At 44.5% G+C, this 17,899-nt stretch carries 15 protein-coding genes and 1 riboswitch; of the genes, 14 read left to right on the forward strand and 1 reads right to left on the reverse strand.

The window, feature by feature from the left end; translation table 11 throughout:
- Positions 1 to 4: 4 nt before the first annotated feature.
- The 3 genes from trxA (at position 5) to JSY36_RS12290 (ending at position 4,118) form a co-directional block, all read left to right on the forward strand.
- Positions 5 to 319: a thioredoxin gene (gene trxA / locus JSY36_RS12280; RefSeq protein ID WP_122897882.1), complete on the forward strand. Its 315-nt coding sequence runs from the start codon at positions 5 to 7 to the stop codon at positions 317 to 319.
- Between the two features lie 414 nt (positions 320 to 733).
- Positions 734 to 2,515, forward strand: coding sequence for an excinuclease ABC subunit UvrC (gene uvrC, locus JSY36_RS12285; RefSeq protein WP_205166625.1), 1,782 nt, complete (start codon positions 734 to 736; stop codon positions 2,513 to 2,515).
- Between the two features lie 65 nt (positions 2,516 to 2,580).
- Positions 2,581 to 2,764, forward strand: a riboswitch (Lysine riboswitch).
- A gap of 121 nt (positions 2,765 to 2,885) precedes the next feature.
- Positions 2,886 to 4,118 (forward strand): aspartate kinase, encoded by a 1,233-nt coding sequence (locus JSY36_RS12290; protein ID WP_205166626.1) that lies wholly within the window; start codon positions 2,886 to 2,888, stop codon positions 4,116 to 4,118.
- A gap of 440 nt (positions 4,119 to 4,558) precedes the next feature.
- Here the strand turns inward: JSY36_RS12290 and JSY36_RS12295 are convergent, their stop codons facing one another.
- The gene (locus JSY36_RS12295; protein ID WP_205166627.1) at positions 4,559 to 5,023 is read right to left on the reverse strand and encodes a YslB family protein; all 465 of its coding nucleotides are present in this window, start codon (positions 5,021 to 5,023) and stop codon (positions 4,559 to 4,561) included.
- 200 nt (positions 5,024 to 5,223) lie between these two features.
- Here JSY36_RS12295 and JSY36_RS12300 point away from each other — a divergent pair, with 200 nt between their 5' ends.
- The 11 genes from JSY36_RS12300 (at position 5,224) to JSY36_RS12350 (ending at position 17,581) form a co-directional block, all read left to right on the forward strand.
- Positions 5,224 to 6,573: a TrkH family potassium uptake protein gene (locus JSY36_RS12300; protein ID WP_205166628.1), complete on the forward strand. Its 1,350-nt coding sequence runs from the start codon at positions 5,224 to 5,226 to the stop codon at positions 6,571 to 6,573.
- Positions 6,574 to 6,952: 379 nt separating this feature from the next.
- Positions 6,953 to 7,561 carry a succinate dehydrogenase cytochrome b558 subunit gene (locus tag JSY36_RS12305; protein ID WP_122897872.1) on the forward strand — a complete coding sequence of 203 codons (609 nt, stop codon included), beginning with the start codon at positions 6,953 to 6,955 and terminating at the stop codon, positions 7,559 to 7,561.
- A gap of 113 nt (positions 7,562 to 7,674) precedes the next feature.
- A complete protein-coding gene (sdhA, locus tag JSY36_RS12310) occupies positions 7,675 to 9,447 on the forward strand; it encodes a succinate dehydrogenase flavoprotein subunit (RefSeq protein ID WP_205166629.1) in 1,773 nt (590 codons plus the stop codon).
- The gene (gene sdhB / locus JSY36_RS12315; protein ID WP_205166630.1) at positions 9,444 to 10,208 is read left to right on the forward strand and encodes a succinate dehydrogenase iron-sulfur subunit; all 765 of its coding nucleotides are present in this window, start codon (positions 9,444 to 9,446) and stop codon (positions 10,206 to 10,208) included. The genes sdhA and sdhB overlap by 4 nt, the downstream gene beginning before the upstream one ends.
- Positions 10,209 to 10,332: 124 nt before the next feature.
- Entirely contained in the window at positions 10,333 to 10,791 is a 459-nt protein-coding gene (locus tag JSY36_RS12320) for an acyl-CoA thioesterase (RefSeq protein WP_336511483.1), read from the forward strand.
- Positions 10,792 to 11,098: 307 nt separating this feature from the next.
- Positions 11,099 to 11,323, forward strand: coding sequence for a helix-turn-helix domain-containing protein (locus tag JSY36_RS12325; protein WP_110519602.1), 225 nt, complete (start codon positions 11,099 to 11,101; stop codon positions 11,321 to 11,323).
- Positions 11,324 to 11,820: 497 nt separating this feature from the next.
- On the forward strand, positions 11,821 to 12,660 hold the full coding sequence (glcT, locus tag JSY36_RS12330) for a glucose PTS transporter transcription antiterminator GlcT (protein WP_205166631.1): 840 nt from the start codon (positions 11,821 to 11,823) through the stop codon (positions 12,658 to 12,660).
- Positions 12,661 to 12,894: 234 nt separating this feature from the next.
- The gene (gene ptsG, locus JSY36_RS12335; RefSeq protein WP_205166632.1) at positions 12,895 to 14,865 is read left to right on the forward strand and encodes a glucose-specific PTS transporter subunit IIBC; all 1,971 of its coding nucleotides are present in this window, start codon (positions 12,895 to 12,897) and stop codon (positions 14,863 to 14,865) included.
- Positions 14,866 to 14,894: 29 nt separating this feature from the next.
- Positions 14,895 to 15,158 carry a phosphocarrier protein HPr gene (locus JSY36_RS12340; RefSeq protein WP_026690576.1) on the forward strand — a complete coding sequence of 88 codons (264 nt, stop codon included), beginning with the start codon at positions 14,895 to 14,897 and terminating at the stop codon, positions 15,156 to 15,158.
- The gene (gene ptsP / locus JSY36_RS12345; RefSeq protein WP_205166633.1) at positions 15,158 to 16,888 is read left to right on the forward strand and encodes a phosphoenolpyruvate--protein phosphotransferase; all 1,731 of its coding nucleotides are present in this window, start codon (positions 15,158 to 15,160) and stop codon (positions 16,886 to 16,888) included. The genes JSY36_RS12340 and ptsP overlap by 1 nt, the downstream gene beginning before the upstream one ends.
- Positions 16,889 to 17,113: 225 nt before the next feature.
- On the forward strand, positions 17,114 to 17,581 hold the full coding sequence (locus JSY36_RS12350) for a MarR family winged helix-turn-helix transcriptional regulator (RefSeq protein ID WP_205166634.1): 468 nt from the start codon (positions 17,114 to 17,116) through the stop codon (positions 17,579 to 17,581).
- The last annotated feature ends 318 nt before the right edge of the window (positions 17,582 to 17,899 follow it).

A 17,899-nucleotide genomic window follows, 5' to 3' on the forward strand; every position in this document is an offset into this window, starting at 1 on the left:
TAAAATGGCAATTAAAAACGTAACAGATAGCAATTTTGGTCAGGAAACAAGTCAAGGCTTAGTATTAGCAGACTTCTGGGCACCGTGGTGCGGGCCTTGTAAGATGATCGCTCCGGTTCTTGAAGAACTTGACGCTGAAATGAGCGACAAAGCACAAATCGTAAAGCTTGATGTTGACGAAAACCAGGAAACAGCAAGCAAATACGGCGTTATGAGCATCCCGACTTTACTCGTATTCAAAGACGGTGAAGTAGTGGACCAGGTAGTCGGTTTCCAGCCGAAAGAAGCCCTTGTTGAACTTCTTAACAAACACGCATAAGCAACAGTAAAGGAAAAGCTGTCCGTTACCGGGCGGCTTTTTTTTATTGTTTAAACTTTCTATATGTGGATTACTTTATGATGAATCTTCTCCACTTCCAGCTCCAGCGCCTGCGAGTTCGAGGTCATTTCATTCCATCAGCTTAAGCCAAAGAGCGGCTTAAATCTGATAGCTTCCCTCAAATGATTGTAATAAAGCATAAGGGCAACTAAGGCTTTCGTCATCATGGCGAAAGCCAAGTTTTCTTTATCGCTCGTCACTAAGACGCTTGCGCTTTTGTTCTATAAACGCGGTTTTAATAATCTGTGGTTGAATACGGGTGCCTGAGACTGCGACATCTCTTCCTTTTTCCTGTTTCAACCCTGTGCTATAGTAAAAGATACGAACATACATTTGAAGGGTGTGATCACGGCCGTGGAATCGTTAAAAGAAAAAATATCCCTCGTTCCAGCCCAGCCCGGATGTTATTTGATGAAAAACAAACACGGAACGATCATATATGTCGGAAAAGCAAAAGTACTGAGAAACCGTGTCCGCTCCTACTTTTCAGGTTCCCACGACAAGAAAACACAGAGGCTTGTGAGTGAGATCAGGGACTTTGAATACATTGTTACCTCTTCAAACGTGGAAGCCCTTGTTCTGGAGCAGAACTTAATAAAAAAGTACGAACCAAGATACAACGTTCTTTTAAAAGATGACAAGCACTACCCGTATTTGAAAGTCACAAACGAGGAGCACCCGCGTCTGATAACGACACGGAAGGTGAAAAAAGACGGGGCAAAGTATTTCGGTCCTTACCCCAATGCTTTTGCTGCAAACGAGACAAAAAAACTTCTCGACCGCATTTATCCTCTCAGAAAGTGCCGAACTCTCCCTGACCGTGTGTGCTTGTATTATCACATTGGACAGTGCATGGCCCCGTGTGAGTTTGAGGTTAGTCAGGAGAAAAATAAAGAGATCGTCAGTCAGGTTGTCCGTTTCCTGAATGGCGGCCATAAAGAAATCAAAGACGAGCTCTTCAAAAAAATGCACGAAGCATCGGAAGAGCTGAATTTTGAACGTGCAAAAGAGCTTCGTGATCAGGTGCAGCACATTGAGGCTGTGATGGAAAAACAGAAGATGGCACTTACGGATCTTGTCGACCGTGATGTCTTTGGCTTTGCTTACGATAAAGGCTGGATGTGTATCCAGGTCTTCTTTGTGCGTCAGGGGAAACTGATTGAACGCGATGTTTCCATGTTTCCCATGTATCAGGACCCGGAAGATGATTTTTACACATTTATTGGACAGTTCTACGATGATGATCAGCACAAAAAGCCCAAAGAGATTTTTCTGCCCGAAGAAGCAGACGAAGCCCTGGTAAGCGAGTTTCTTGACGTGAATGCGCTAAAGCCGAAAAAAGGGCAGAAAAAAGAGCTTGTAAAGCTGGCTGTGAAAAATGCGTCCATCGCACTGAAAGAGAAGTTTGATCTCATCGACCGAGATGAAAAGAAGACGATCGTGGCGGTTGAGGAACTGGGAAAAGCCCTTCACATTGATACGCCCCACCGGATCGAAGCCTTTGACAACTCAAATATTCAAGGGGTTGATCCCGTCTCGGCCATGGTCTCGTTTCTGGATGGAAAGCCGGATAAAAAAAGCTACCGTAAATATAAAATCAGATCAGTGGAAGGTCCGGACGATTATGATTCCATGCGTGAAGTTGTAAGGCGAAGGTATTTCCGTCTGTTAAAAGACGAGCAGCCCCTTCCTGATCTCATTGTTATTGACGGGGGAAAAGGACAGATTTCTGCAGCCCAGGGGGTACTGGAGGATGAACTGGGACTGGCAATCCCTGTCTGCGGACTGGTAAAAGATGAAAAACACCGGACCTCCCAGCTTATGATTGGTGACCCGCCCCGGGTGGTGCCGTTAAAAAAGACGAGTCAGGAATTTTACCTTCTTCAGCGAATTCAGGATGAAGTGCACCGGTTTGCGATTTCATTTCACCGGAATGTAAGAAAGAAGACGATGTTCACCTCCATTCTTGACGACATAGAAGGCATTGGAGAAAAAAGAAAAAAGGCGCTGCTGAAGCACTTTGGTTCAGTAAAGCGTCTGAAAGAAGCCTCTGTTGATGAAATCCGTGGAGCAGGGGTGCCCGCTGCTGTGGCAGAAAAGCTGAAGGAAAAGTTAGAGGCGGAAAAAGAAAAATAGATTTTTACATTGTCAAATACGAAAATGTCTGTTACACTCGTTAACATCAAAATACAAACAAAAGAGTGATTGGTAGAGGAGCGGACGTGAAGAGTACAGTTGCCGAGGGGGGTTGAGCCCCTGTGAAACAGCTGGAAAGGAACGGTCGCCGAAGTGCAAAAAGCAACTCAAATGCTTTTTCACTGGAGCTGTGCTGAATAAGTACAGAGCTGTCATGCAACGAAGGTTGTGTGGAGAACTATCTCACCGGACGACACGTGTTTTATTTTAGTCGATGCGGCAGTGGGATTGTGATCCTCCTGCTGCTTTTTTATACCTTTTTGTATCGACCTAGCCATGCACTGGTAATTCATTGGAGGAGGCGTTTTGATTGGCCACACTGGTTCAGAAATTCGGAGGCACTTCAGTAGGAGATGCAGCTAAGATTAAGCGGGCTGCAGAAAAAGTTAAACGGGCGAAAGATGAAGGACACGAAGTTGTAACTGTTGTGTCAGCCATGGGGAAATCTACAGACGCCCTGGTTGATTTAGCCTACCAGCTTAGTGAAGAGCCTGACAAAAGGGAACTTGACATGCTCATGAGTACGGGGGAACAAGTCACGATTTCCCTAATGGTTATGGCCCTTAAGGAAATGGGAATTGATGCTGTATCCCTGACAGGGTGGCAGGCAGGAATCCGGACAGAGGATGTTCACCAGAACGCCCGGATTACGGATATTAAAACAGAGAATTTAGAGCGTCATTTAAAAGAAGGAAAAGTCGTTATCGTTGCCGGTTTTCAGGGAATGACACCTGAAGGGGAAATTACAACACTCGGCCGCGGTGGTTCAGATACAACGGCAGTTGCCCTGGCGGCTGCTCTTAAAGCTGAGAGCTGTTCAATCTTTACAGATGTTCCCGGCGTATACACATCCGATCCCCGGGTAGTAAAGAAAGCCCGGCAGCTGCAAAGCATTTCATACGATGAAATGCTCGAACTGGCCAACCTTGGGGCCGGTGTTCTTCACCCAAGAGCTGTGGAGTTTGCAAAAAACTATTCAATTCCCCTGATTGTAAGATCAAGTATGATCGATCAGGAAGGAACCGTTGTAGAGGAGGAAGCATCAATGGAACAAAATTTAGTCGTACGCGGCCTTGCATTTGAAAGTGCTGTGACGAAGGTCACCGTAGAAAGAATGCCAAACAGGGTGGATACACTTTCAAGCCTGTTTACCTCTCTTGCAGAGTCAGGTATTAATGTAGATGTTATTATTCAGCAGGTTACGGAGGACCAGAAAGTAAATGTGTCCTTCTCCATTCATACACAGGCATTAAAAGAAACCCTCGAAGTTCTGGAGACTATTCAATCAAAACTTCAATATCAAAAGGTGCGCCACGTGGATCAGCTGTCCAAAGTATCCATTGTGGGCTCAGGCATGATTTCAAATCCCGGTGTCGCAGCAGATATGTTCCGTGTTCTTGCCAAAGAGGAAGTACCGGTTGAAATGGTGTCTACCTCCGAAATAAAAGTATCTACAGTAATAGAAGAGAAGTATATGGTTAAAGCCGTAGAATCTCTTCATACGTTCTTTGAGCTTGATGAACGGGTGGAAGTAAGAGCGTAACAGGGCTGGAAGACAAAAATAAGAGGTGTCCGGCAGAAAGAAAGTCTGCCGGCACCTCTTTTACATTGGCTGTTTTCGTATTAATTGTTGCTTTTACTGAAAAAGTCAAAGTCCGATAATAATATCATCACTTTAGAGCTCTGATTGCAACATAAAGTGGGTTTTGATTTTCTGTTGTGCTAATGGTCATTGTTGTTTGAGAGAAGTGTTGATTGGAGCGAATGTGCAATACTCCCGCATGCAATGAGCGCAGATCAACACCTAACTTTTCTGAGCTTATTTATAAGAATATGGACTTTTTCAGCAGCTTCCTTTAGCTTGAGGAGGCTTGCGGGCACTGACACGGAAAGCGAAGAACACGCAAACTTCATCTTCATTTTCTGTTAAGGGAGTACGAGTAGCAACAACTTATATGAAAAAAAGTGCCTTATTATTTCAGTTTATGAATCATTTCGTTCCGGATCTTTATGGTCCCATCGGACAGTGATTTCAAAAACGAGGGGCTTTTTCTTTTTCACTTCATAGGCAGCCTCAGTGATAAATCCTTTTTGAAGCTGTATTTGTTCGGCAAGAAAGCCGCATTCTAAGGATACAGGTGCGTGTTCACGGGTAAGGGTCGTAGCGGAAAGCTCGAATAAGGCTTCGTGCTTCTTTTCCTTGGTCCGTTTAATGACACCCCACTGTGCTTTGTAAAAGAAACGCTGAATCTCCACAAAGGAAGAGAGGGCCTCTTTCCTTGCAAGCGATTTGCCTGCCCAGTAAAGGATAGCTTCCTCTTCTTTGCCAAGCAGCTCAGGCAGTAATACATGACGCAAAAGGTCATAGCTGAACTGCGGATCGGTGGTTAACGGGCTCTGCTCTTTTTCTTCTAGCTGAATGTCTTCTTTTGTTTCGTTACTAGCCATAGTTGTAGACTTCCTCCAGTACCATTGCGACTCGTTACAGGCATGTTGTCTTTTTATCTTATCATAGTCCCGGTAAAACAGGATAAGAATTTCGAAGGGTTTTCTCGGATTTTTTTACCTCGCAGGATTATGAAATAACATAGCAAGATCATCCAGATAGTGGTATACTAAGTCCCGACTAAAAGTGGAGGTTCATTGGGATGAAGCTCGGTTTATCAAAATTATTAACACCATTTAGAATAATATTAACCTCATACGTTGTAGCGATGTTTGTATTCAGCATCCTGTTGTTTTTACCCATCTCATCACAGCCGGGTGTTTCAATCAGCTACTCTGAAGCACTTTTCACATCCGTAAGTGCTGTAAGTGTAACAGGGCTTACAGTTGTAAGTGTATCTGAAACATACAGTGGATGGGGAATCTTTTTCCTTGCCCTTGCCATTCAGCTTGGCGGTATCGGGATCATGACAATCGGAACGTTCGTATGGATGATTTTTGGCCGTAAGATACAGCTTTCACAGCGGATGCTGATTATGGTTGATCACAATCAGATTGCCTTCAGCGGCCTTGTGAAATTAATGAGGGGTATTCTTGGTGTAGCCCTTGCAATTGAAGTAATCGGCGCTCTTATATTAGGTACATATTATCTTAACTATTTTGATACAGCTCTGGAAGCCTATTATCAGGGGGCATTCGGTGCTTTAACGGCATTTACGAATGCCGGTTTTGATGTGACGGGACAGTCCCTGATTCCTTTTGCGGATGACTATTTTGTCCAGCTCGTTAATATTCTCCTTATCATTCTCGGTGCGATCGGTTTCCCTGTACTCATGGAAATGAAGGAATACTTGACGAGTAAAGACAATAACTTCCGGTTCAGTCTCTTTACGAAGATTTCTGTGTCTACGTACTTCATTGTACTGGTTATCGGATTTCTCGGGCTTTGGATTCTGGAGAGAAATGAGTTTTATGATGGCCTTGCCTGGCATCAGCAGTTCTTTTTCTCCCTGTTTAATTCAACAACGGCAAGAAGCGGGGGGCTGGCAACTATGGATATATCCGAGTTGGGGTTAGCCAGCCTTCTTCTCCTGTCCGGTCTGATGATCATCGGCGCCAGTCCGTCCAGTGTGGGCGGGGGAATCAGGACGACAACACTTGCGGTTATGTTTTTGACGATCCGGAGTTTTGCCATGGGGCGCAGGGATGTTAAGGCATTCGGCCGTGAAATCCACCCCGAAGACCGGCAGAAAGCATTCATCGTCCTTTCTGTTTTTGTTGTCGGACTGTTTTCGTCCATTGTTCTTCTCGCCCATTTTGAAGACATGCAGGAAGTGCAGCTCATGGCGATTATCTTTGAGGTGAGTTCAGCCTTCGGAACGTGCGGCTTGTCCATGGGAATCACATCGGAATTATCCCAGGCAAGCCAGAATACGCTGATGATTCTCATGTTTATCGGACGTGTCGGATTAGTTGCCTTCCTGTTCTCCATCCGTCGACAGGAACAAAAGACACATTTCAAGTATCCGACAGAGCGAATCATTATCGGATAATTTAAAAGCTATATCAGAAAAGTACTAATCTTGTGTCACGAAATTGTAATCAAGCATGTTCTCTTTTTGAGAACGTGCTTTTTTGCTATTGAAATCAAACGTTGGCGGGAATTCCATAAATTTTTATATCAGAAAATTAGTAAGATTGTGTTCCTCTGAACGCTTTTCTGTTAAAATGAGGTCTGTATCCGCTTTCTTGACGTTGAGTCAAAAAAGGGAGTACAATAACTTTGTCACAAGATGTTCATAGTTATGGCATTTTCATTGCATTTTAGCAGAAAATGTCGGAAGTATAGACGGAAGAAGGAGGCGTTAGTTGGTCAGCTTTGGGGTAGTAGATCCTGTTTTGAACAATTAAACTTACAGGGGGAAAGAACTGATGTCACAAAATCGAGAGTTTTTCTTACGCAAACTGCATTCTTTATTAGGAGTTATTCCTGTTGGAATATTTTTACTGGTCCACCTGGGGGTAAACTATTTCTCCGTTCGGGGAGAAGAGTCGTACAACCAGGCAGTAGCTTTTATGGAAGGGCTTCCAATGCGCTATGCAATGGAGATCTTTGTTATTTTTCTTCCAATTTTATTCCATGCCATTTACGGACTTTACATTGCCTTTCAGGCAAGACACAATACCGGTACATACAGCTACTTCCGTAACTGGATGTTCCGTCTTCAGCGTACGACAGGGGTCATTACTTTGATCTTCGTAGCCTGGCACGTTTGGGAGACTCGAATTGCTGCTGCACTCGGGCAGGAAGTTAACTTTGACATGATGGCAGATATTGTAGCCAACCCGGTAGCATTGATTGCCTACATCATTGGTATTACAGCAACAACGTTCCACTTTGCTAACGGACTATGGTCGTTTGCAATTACGTGGGGAATTACCGTTTCACCTCGTTCACAGCAGATTTCCACATACGTTACTCTTGGCGTATTCGTACTATTAACATACGTTGGCATTCGATCCATCCTGGCATTCGTATAGCAAATACTTGTTCAAAGTGACAGGTTACGGCGTGTGGATGTTATCGGATCTCCGATCTCCGCAGGCTCAGACGACTCCATTTTGGACACGCACTATGAGAAGGAGTGTTTTGTATGAGCAAAGGTAAAATCATCGTTGTCGGTGGTGGCTTGGCGGGCCTGATGGCTACAATCAAAGCTGCTGAAGCCGGCATGAAAGTAGATTTATTTTCAGTAGTACCTGTTAAACGTTCTCACTCTGTTTGTGCACAGGGGGGCATTAACGGGGCATTAAATACAATGGGTGAAGGGGACTCCACGTGGGAGCACTTTGATGACTCTGTATACGGCGGGGACTTCCTTGCGAACCAGCCGCCTGTAAAAGCGATGTGTGATGCTGCACCAGGCGTCATCCACCTGATGGACCGAATGGGCGTTATGTTTAACCGTACTCCGGAAGGGCTTCTTGCTCTTCGACGCTTTGGTGGAACACAGCACCACCGTACTGCTTTCGCCGGTGCTACAACCGGTCAGCAGCTGTTATATGCATTGGATGAGCAGGTACGCCGCCATGAAGTAGCAGGTCTTGTCACAAAATACGAAGGATGGGAATTCCTGAGCGCCATCGTAGATGAAAGTGACGGACGCTGCCGCGGGGTAACCGCTCAGAATCTTGCAACTTCCGAAATGCAGTCCTTTAAAGCCGATGCTGTCATTTTAGCAACAGGCGGACCTGGTATTATTTTCGGGAAATCAACAAACTCGATGATCAACACTGGTTACGCAGCCGCTGCGGTTTACAAGCAGGGTGCTTACTACGCAAACGGTGAGTTCATTCAAATTCACCCGACAGCGATTCCTGGAGACGACAAGCTGCGTCTTATGAGTGAATCTGCCCGTGGTGAAGGCGGACGTGTTTGGACGTACAAAGACGGTGAGCCTTGGTACTTCCTGGAGGAGAAATATCCTGCATACGGAAACCTCGTGCCACGTGACATTGCTACACGTGAGATTTTCTCTGTATGTGTAGACCAAAAGCTTGGCGTTAACGGTGAGAACATGGTTTATCTTGACCTTTCCCACAAAGATCCGAAAGAGCTTGATATTAAGCTTGGCGGAATCATGGAAATTTACGAGAAGTTCATGGGTGATGATCCACGTAAAGTTCCAATGAAGATCTTCCCTGCGGTTCACTATTCCATGGGTGGTCTTTGGATCGATTACGATCAAATGACAAACATTCCTGGTCTGTTTGCAGCCGGTGAATGTGACTATTCCCAGCACGGTGCGAACCGACTTGGAGCAAACTCACTTCTGTCTGCTATTTACGGCGGGATGGTTGCGGGACCAAAAGCAGCTGAGTATATCAGCGGTCTTGAGCAGTCTTCCGATGATATCAGCTCCAGCGTATTTGACGGTCAGCTGAAAAAAGATCAGGAAGAGTTTGAAAACATCCTTGGCATGAATGGAACTGAAAACGCATTTAAGCTTCACCAGGAGCTCGGTCAGTGGATGACGGATAACGTAACGGTTGTTCGTGAAAACAAGCGTCTTCTGGAAACGGATGAGAAGATTCAGGAGCTTATGGAACGTTATAAGAAAATCAACATCGACGATACAGCAAAATGGAGCAACCAGAGTGCAGCCTTTGTCCGTCAGCTTGACGGCATGCTGAATCTCTCCCGTGTGATTACACAAGGAGCTTATAACCGTAACGAGAGCCGTGGGGCTCATTACAAGCCTGAGTTCCCTGACCGTAACGATGATGAGTGGTTGAAAACAACAAAAGCGAAGTTTAACGCGGCTGCTGGTGCCCCTGAGTTTGAATATGAAGAAGTAGACGTGTCCCTGATTAAGCCACGTAAACGTGATTACACGTCTAAAAAGCAAGGGAGTGTGAAGTCATGAGTGAAAAAATGATCCATTTGATTATCACGCGTCAAAAAGATGGTGAAAGCGGTTCTTATAAAGAAGAGTTCAAGCTTCCTTACCGTGAAAATATGAACGTGATTTCAGCTCTTATGGAAATCCGCCGTAACCCTGTCAATGCAAACGGGGAAGAGACAACAGCGGTTTCCTGGGAAGCAAGCTGTCTTGAAGAAGTGTGCGGTGCATGTTCCATGGTTATCAACGGAAAGCCAAGACAGTCCTGTACCGCACTTGTGGATCAGCTCGAGCAGCCGATTCGCCTGGAGCCGATGAAGACATTCCCTGTTGTTCGCGACCTTGTCGTTGACCGCAGCCGCATGTTTGACTCCCTTAAGCGGGTAAAAGCTTGGGTTCCAATTGATGGAACATACGATTTAGGTCCCGGACCCCGTATGCCGGAAGCAAAGCGCCAGTGGGCGTACGAGCTGTCAAAATGTATGACATGCGGTGTTTGTCTTGAAGCGTGTCCAAATGTGAATGACAAGTCTGAGTTTATCGGGCCGGCAGCATTGTCCCAGGTTCGCCTGTTCAACGCTCACCCGACTGGTGCTATGCATAAAGCCGAGCGTCTGAACACATTGATGGACGGAGAAGGCGGACTGACCAACTGTGGTAACTCGCAAAACTGTGTGCAGTCATGTCCGAAAGGAATCCCTCTTACAACTTCCATCGCGGCTCTTAACCGCGATACAACATTGCAATCATTTAAGAACTTCTTCGGAAGCGACAATAACTTCTAAAAGAAAATAGAGAAAGGGCCACCCAAAAGCTGGCCCTTTCTGTTTAACAGGGGAGCGAATGAACATTCACTCATAAAAGTTTTGGGGTCTGTCCCCGCACAATTTGCAGGAAGAGGTGGCTGGTGTGGCGAAACCGGATTATATTGAAGAGATGGAGCAATGGTCGGAGAGTTTTGAATATGGATATCCTGTGACGGTTCGATTTTCCGAAACGGATGCATTTGGACATTTGAATAATACCGTCGCTTTTGTCTATTTTGAGCAAGGGAGAATCAGCTTTTTTAAGGACATCGGACTTGGGGAAGAGTGGTTCTCAAAAGGTGGAGAAGGTATTCCCGTGACAGCGGACCTTCACTGTGATTACGTACGGCAAGTATTCTTTGATGAAAAACTGACTGTAAGCGTGAAAGCAGCGGAGATTGGTAACTCTTCTGTAGATCTTCATTACAAAGTAACCAATGAGCAAAATGACATCTGCATGACCGGCCGCGGCCGGATGGTGCAGGTTTCACGAAAGACAGGGAAGGCACTGCCATGGACCGATTCAGCACGCTCTCTTCTTGAAGCGAGCCGGAAAAAATAAACACAGGAAAAGCGCTATGCTTCCGTGACGGGAGCATGGCGTTTTGCATACTATAGGTTACCTTAATCTTTTAGATCCGGTTAATGGAAATTTAAGCGTATCGGGCACTGTATTTTGAAATGTTGCACTATCAGCCTCTGTATAATGAAATTCCTTGAAATGAAACTGATACATTACACGAGGAAATTGTGTATAACTCATGTTAATCAGAAGTCACAAGCAACCTGCGATTGACATAAGATAACATGACTAAATACTATTCCACCAGCCGACGAAAAAGCAGCCCACGCAAGAAAGGGTGAAATGATTGAAAGAGCACGATTTCCGGCCAAAACCGCTATTAACCAAACGTGAGAGAGAAGTATTCGAGCTACTGGTCCAAGATAAGACAACTAAAGAAATCGCATCAGAATTGTTCATCAGTGAAAAGACCGTACGAAATCATATATCCAACACAATGCAGAAGCTTGGGGTAAAGGGGCGCTCGCAAGCAGTCATAGAACTGATCCGTCTAGGGGAACTGAAAATATAGTACTGAGAGGGTGTTTCGTAAGGCCGGTTACTGCCTTATGAGGCACCCTCTTAGCATTACCAGAACACAAACACTTGTCCGGGAAAATAGTATACTGATTTCAGGATTAGGTTAAAGATAGTTGATGAAGGGCATGCAGGTTAATCAGCATGTTCCTTGTTTAAAATAGGCTGCTTTCGCACAGCGCTGAGGAGGCTCCCGAACCGCCCGCGGAAAGTGCAATGAGCGTAGATCAACACCTGACTTTTCTGATCCTATTTTCAAGTAAATGTACTTTTTCAGTGGCCTCGGCAACCCCATGAGGAGGCTCAGCGCGCGTCCGCGGAAAGGGAGTGTATTCCTTTCAATGAAACTGAATTTGAATTTCTTTCAGGGGAGCTTTAAAATAAAACAGAAGCAGATCAGCGGATGGTTTAGAAATGAAAGCTTTTTCATTGACTGAGACGGATTGTGACATTATGATGAAAGACAGTGAATCATAGAAAGGTAATGTAATTATGAAGCCTACATACACAATCAAAAAAACTCTGAACAACAATGTGGTTATTGTAAGCGATGAGAATAACCATGAGCTGATTATGATCGGAAATGGCATTGGCTTTTCTAAAAAGAAAGGTGATCCTCTTTCTGACGAGCAATATGAAAAGGTATTCAAACTCGTTGATGAGAAGGAGCAGGAGCTATATAAACAACTTCTGCACAATGTTGACAGCCAGGTGGTCCAGGCTATAAACGATGCGATCCGTCATATTCAGGAAAAGCTCGATCTGCCAGTTCATGAACATATCCACATTGCACTGACTGACCACATCGCTTTTGCCATAAAAAGAGTAGAGCAGGGTTTTGATATTAAAAATCCGTTTCTTCACGATACTGCGCTTCTTTACCCCCAGGAGTTTAAGATCGCAGAAGAAGTGGTGGATGATTTAAATAAAAAACTAGGGGTAAATCTGCCGAAAAGTGAAGTCGGTTTTGTCACTCTGCACATCCACAGTGCTGTATCAAACCGCAGCTTACAGGAAATTAATCATCATTCACAGCTGATCACAAAGATCGTTGAAGTGATTGAGAGTCAGCTTGAAGTAACCGTTGATAAGGAAAGCATTGATTATGCGAGACTTGTCAGCCATCTCAGGCGTGTTATCGACCGGGTGATTGACAATGATTCAGTAGAAGTTCATGAAAAATTGGCAGAGGTCTTGAAAAAAGAATATCCGGTATGCTACAATCTTTCATGGAAGTTGGTAAAAATCATTCAGCAGACCATTCGAAAACCTATACCCGAAGCGGAAATCGTTTACATTACGATTCATCTGCAGCGGCTTACAAAACAATAACCATACACACGTTACGTGTTACTGATACGATCAGGCATGAGTAAACAGGTGTATATGAGTCCTTTTGAGGGTCAGTCTATCTTTATAATGGTAGGTTTACCTGCTCTGTTTTAAGGGGATTCGTATATAGCTTTTGCTCATGTCTTTTTTTGTTTTGTGAAAAACTTTTTTTCTGCTGAATGACAGCGTTTACCGGCTGTTTTGGAAACCATTACAAAAAGGAGGAGTACGACAGTGAGTAATTTGTTTGGATTGCTTCAACGTATCGGCCGGTCATTAATGTTACCGGTTTCAGTCCTGCCGGCGGCCGGTTTATTACTGGGTCTTGGTCACGAAAATGTATTTAATATTCCTATTATGACTGAAGCAGGGGGCATCATTTTTGCAAACCTGGCATTAATCTTTGCTATTGGTGTTGCCATTGGACTTTCTGATGGTGACGGAGTAGCAGGTCTCGCAGCTGTTATCGGTTACTTGATCATGAACCAGACACTTGGAATCATGGCAGAATACCAGGGGGTCGAAACAGAGGCTGTTCTTGGTATTGAAACCCTTGGGATGGGAGTATTTGGCGGTATTATTATTGGTCTTGTGGCCTCGTATTTGTATAAGAAATTCTATAATATACAGCTTCCGCAGTTTCTTGGATTCTTTGCAGGAAAGCGATTTGTACCGATTATCACGGCAGCAGTGAGTGTTGTGCTCGGTGTGGCATTCGTATTTATATGGCCGCCGATTCAGCAGGGAATTGACTTCTTAAGTGTACTTGCAACTGAAACAGGCTCAACCGTAGCTGCATTTATCTTTGGTTTTGGTCAGCGTGCGCTCATTCCATTTGGTCTTCACCATATTTTTTACCAGCCATTCTGGTTTGAGTTTGGTACGTACACGAACGCAGCAGGAGAAACGGTTCGTGGGGACATGACCCGTTACTTTGCAGGAGATGAGACTGCCGGTACATTTATGGCAGGTTTGTTCCCATTCATGCTTTTCGGACTTCCGGCTGCAGCACTGGCAATTTACCATGAGGCGAGCCCGGCTAAAAAGAAAGCCGTTGCCGGTATCATGGGATCTGCCGCTCTTACAAGCTTTCTTACCGGTATTACTGAACCGATTGAATTTGCATTCCTTTTCGTAGCACCGGTATTGTTTTTGATTCACTGTATCTTTGCAGGGTTGTCCTTCGTTGCAATGGACCTGCTTAATGTTAAAGCCGGGTTTACGTTCTCCGGCGGGTTTATCGATTATGTGCTTTACTGGAATCTCTCAACAAATGCGTGGATGATTATTCCGGTCGGATTAGTATTCGCGGTACTTTACTACTTCGGTTTCCGCTTTGCAATCCGCAAATTTAACCTTCAGACACCAGGTCGTGAAGATGACAGTGAAGATGAAAAAGAAGGCGGAGGCAAGTCAAAACCATCACAGGGATTGGCGAAAGATGTTCTTTCCGCTCTCGGCGGTAAACAGAACATTTCCGCACTTGATGCCTGTATTACCAGACTTCGTGTCACGGTTAAAAATAAAGGTGATGTGAATAAGGGAGAGCTTAAGAAATTAGGAGCTTCAGGTGTTATGGAAGTGGGTAATAATATACAAGCGATCTTCGGTACAAAGTCCGATACGCTGAAAGGTCAGATTAAAGATATTATCGATGGAAAAGAAGTACAGGAAGACCCAGGTGAACAGGAAACAGATGAAACAAAAGTCGTTCCCGGGAACTCGCAGAAAAAAGAAGCCGGACATCAACCTCTTTCCATAACAACGCCTATTGAAGGTGAGATCCTTGAAATCACTGAAGTACCTGATCAGGTTTTCGCGGGTCGTATGATGGGTGACGGTTTTGCAATTAATCCGAAAAATGGTCTTGTCAAATCTCCCGTTAATGGTAAAGTAGTGAATGTCTTCCCTACGAAACATGCGATAGGCATTGAAGCTGACAGCGGACATGAAATTCTGATACACTTTGGAATTGATACGGTTAACCTGAAAGGGGACGGATTTGAAGCATTTGTTCAGGAAGGTGACCGGGTAAAGCAAGGCCAGGAGTTATTAAAGGTCGATTTGGACAAAATTAAAGAGAAAGTACCGTCTTTGATTACGCCGATCGTACTCACAAACCTTCAAGAAGGTGAAGCAGTCAAGCTTCAAAAGCAAGGCTCTGTTTCCTTTGGGGATACAGATATTATAAAAATCACAAAATAATATTTAAAATTTAAAGGAGTGTTTTTCTCATGGCAGAAAAGAATTTCAAAATCACAGCAGAAACAGGTATCCACGCACGTCCGGCAACTCAGCTCGTAAACAAAGCAGGTCAGTATGAGTCTGAAGTTACTCTTGAGCACAACGGAAAATCCGTTAACCTTAAGTCCATCATGGGTGTTATGAGTCTTGGTGTTGGCCAGGGTGCTGAAGTAACAATCAAAGCAGAAGGTCCGGACGCAGATGAAGCACTTGCTGGTCTTGAAGGTGTTATGAAAGAAGGACTCGCTGAATAATGTCTAAAACATTAACAGGAATCGGAGCTTCTTCCGGCATCGCCATCGCCAAGGCTTTCCTTCTTGAAACACCGGACCTGTCCGTTGAAAAAACAACGGTTGATGATGTTTCAGCAGAAGAAGAAAAGTTCGACAACGCTCTGGCTAAAGCCAAGGGAGAACTTGAAAAGATTAAAGAAAAAACGTTAAACGAACTTGGGGAAGAGCATGCGGAGATTTTCTCCGCTCATCTTCTCGTTTTATCAGACCCGGAATTTGTTGATGCCATTCGCGGCAAGGTTAAAGATGAAAAGATTAATGCAGGTTACGCAGTGAAAGAAGTATCCGACATGTTTGTTTCCATGTTTGAAAACATGGACAATGAGTATATGAAAGAACGTGCTGCCGACATCCGTGACGTGTCCAAGCGTGTGCTTGCCCATGTCCTCGGTAAAAAGCTCGTTTCTCTTGCTGAAATTGATGAAGAAGTCGTTGTTATTGCTGACGACCTGACTCCTTCTGATACAGCACAGCTTAACGGTGAGTTTGTAAAAGGTTTCGCAACAGATATCGGCGGTCGTACGTCCCACTCTGCCATCATGGCACGCTCCATGGAAATTCCTGCAGTTGTCGGTACAAAAGAAATTACTTCTTCTGCAGACTTTGACACAATGGTTATTGTGGACGGAATCGATGGTACAGTTATTGTTGATCCGTCAGATGATGAAGTGGCTGAGTACAATAAAAAGCAGGAAGATTTCGCTGAAAAGAAAAAAGAATGGGCCAAGCTTGTGAATGACCCGACGGAATCAAAAGATGGTCATCACGTTGAGCTTGCTGCCAATATTGGAACACCGAATGACCTTGAAGGTGTTATCAACAACGGCGCTGAAGGCATTGGTCTTTACCGTACTGAATTCCTGTACATGGGCCGTGACGAACTGCCTACAGAAGAAGAGCAGTACGAAGCCTACAAGAAAGTCGTTGAAGATATGGACGGCAAACCTGTTGTTATCCGTACTCTCGACATCGGCGGGGACAAGGAGCTTCCATACCTTGACCTGCCAAAAGAAATGAATCCGTTCCTCGGGTTCCGTGCGATCCGTCTCTGTCTTGAAAAAGACGATATGTTCCGCACGCAGCTTCGTGCACTTCTTCGTGCAAGTGCATTCGGCAACCTGAAAATCATGTTCCCGATGATTGCTACTCTTGACGAGTTCCGTCAGGCTAAAGCGATTCTGACTGAAGAGAAAGAAAAGCTCCAGGAAACGGGAACTGACGTGAGCGATGACATTGAAGTAGGAATTATGGTTGAGATCCCATCTACAGCTGTTATGGCTGATACATTTGCTAAAGAAGTAGACTTCTTCAGCATTGGGACAAATGACCTGATTCAGTACACAATGGCCGCTGACCGTATGAACGAACAAGTATCCTACTTGTATCAGCCATACAACCCGGCGATCCTCCGTCTTGTGAAAATGGTTATTGATGCTGCTCATAAAGAAGGAAAATGGGCTGGTATGTGCGGAGAAATGGCAGGGGATGAAGTTGCTATTCCACTTCTTCTCGGACTCGGACTTGATGAGTTCAGCATGAGTGCCACGTCCGTTCTTCCGGCGCGAAGCCAGATTTCTAAACTGACGAAAAAAGAAGCAGAAGAAGTTGCTGAGAAAGCACTTGCAATGGAAACTGCGGAAGATGTAAAAGCGTTCGTAGAAGAAACTTTTCTTCAGGACAAAGCTATTTAAACAATAAAGAAAGCCTCTGCAACCCTTGTTGCAGAGGCTTTTTACTATTTATAGGATGTCAGCATTTTACTTGATGAATAAAACTTTCCTTTACTTTTCAAGAGAAACACTTGAAAAGAGGGAGAAAAACTAAGAAAATAGGAGTAATACAAGTGTATGAGTTTGAACAGAAAGTGTACATAATACAGGGATGGCCTTCGAATAGGTCAATGGGAGGGGAAAGTAATGCCGGAACAAACAATTAAAAAACAGCAGGTTGCTGATATTGAAAAATCACTACGAATGATCGCAGACATTGTGAAACAAAAAGGGAGGGAGATTCTTAATGAATTTCCAATAACCCCTCCGCAATTTGTTGCACTTCAGTGGCTGCATGAATATGGTGATATGACTATCGGAGAGCTATCATCTAAGATGTACCTGGCGTGCAGCACAACGACGGACCTTGTTGACCGAATGGAAAAAAATGAGCTTGTTGAACGGGTGAAGGATACAAACGATCGGCGCGTTGTAAGGATTCACCTTCTGGATAAAGGGGCAACAATCATTAAGGAAGTAATCAACCGCAGGCAGGGTTACCTGCAAGGAATATTAGATGATTTTTCACCGGAAAATGTAGATTTCCTGGACCGGAGCCTAAACTACCTTTTGGATGAAATGAAAAAAGATGCGAAAACGTGGAAATCATTTTGACGAGGCTGGGACATAAAAAAGTTTTTAGCTGAAGATCCGAACAATGCGAGGACATAGAGGATGAAATATACGCAGACTCCTGCGGGATGAAAAGCAAAGGAGAGATCGCAGGGCGGAGCACGAGGAGGCTTACCAGCTTCCCGCGGAAAGCGAAGTATAATTCAGGAGCGGTTTATTTGCGCCGCATATGATTCGTTCGGATTCTCTTTGACTTAAACACTTCTATCCCAGCTTCCTCATTAACAGTAAAATGTATTTACGGAAACAGGTTTAATAAGATTTCTTTTCGGATTAGCTTTGTTAGAGACCATTTTTGTT

Origin of the sequence: Alteribacter salitolerans, assembly GCF_016901055.1 — a bacterium.
GTDB classification, from domain to species: domain Bacteria; phylum Bacillota; class Bacilli; order Bacillales; family Salisediminibacteriaceae; genus Alteribacter; species Alteribacter keqinensis.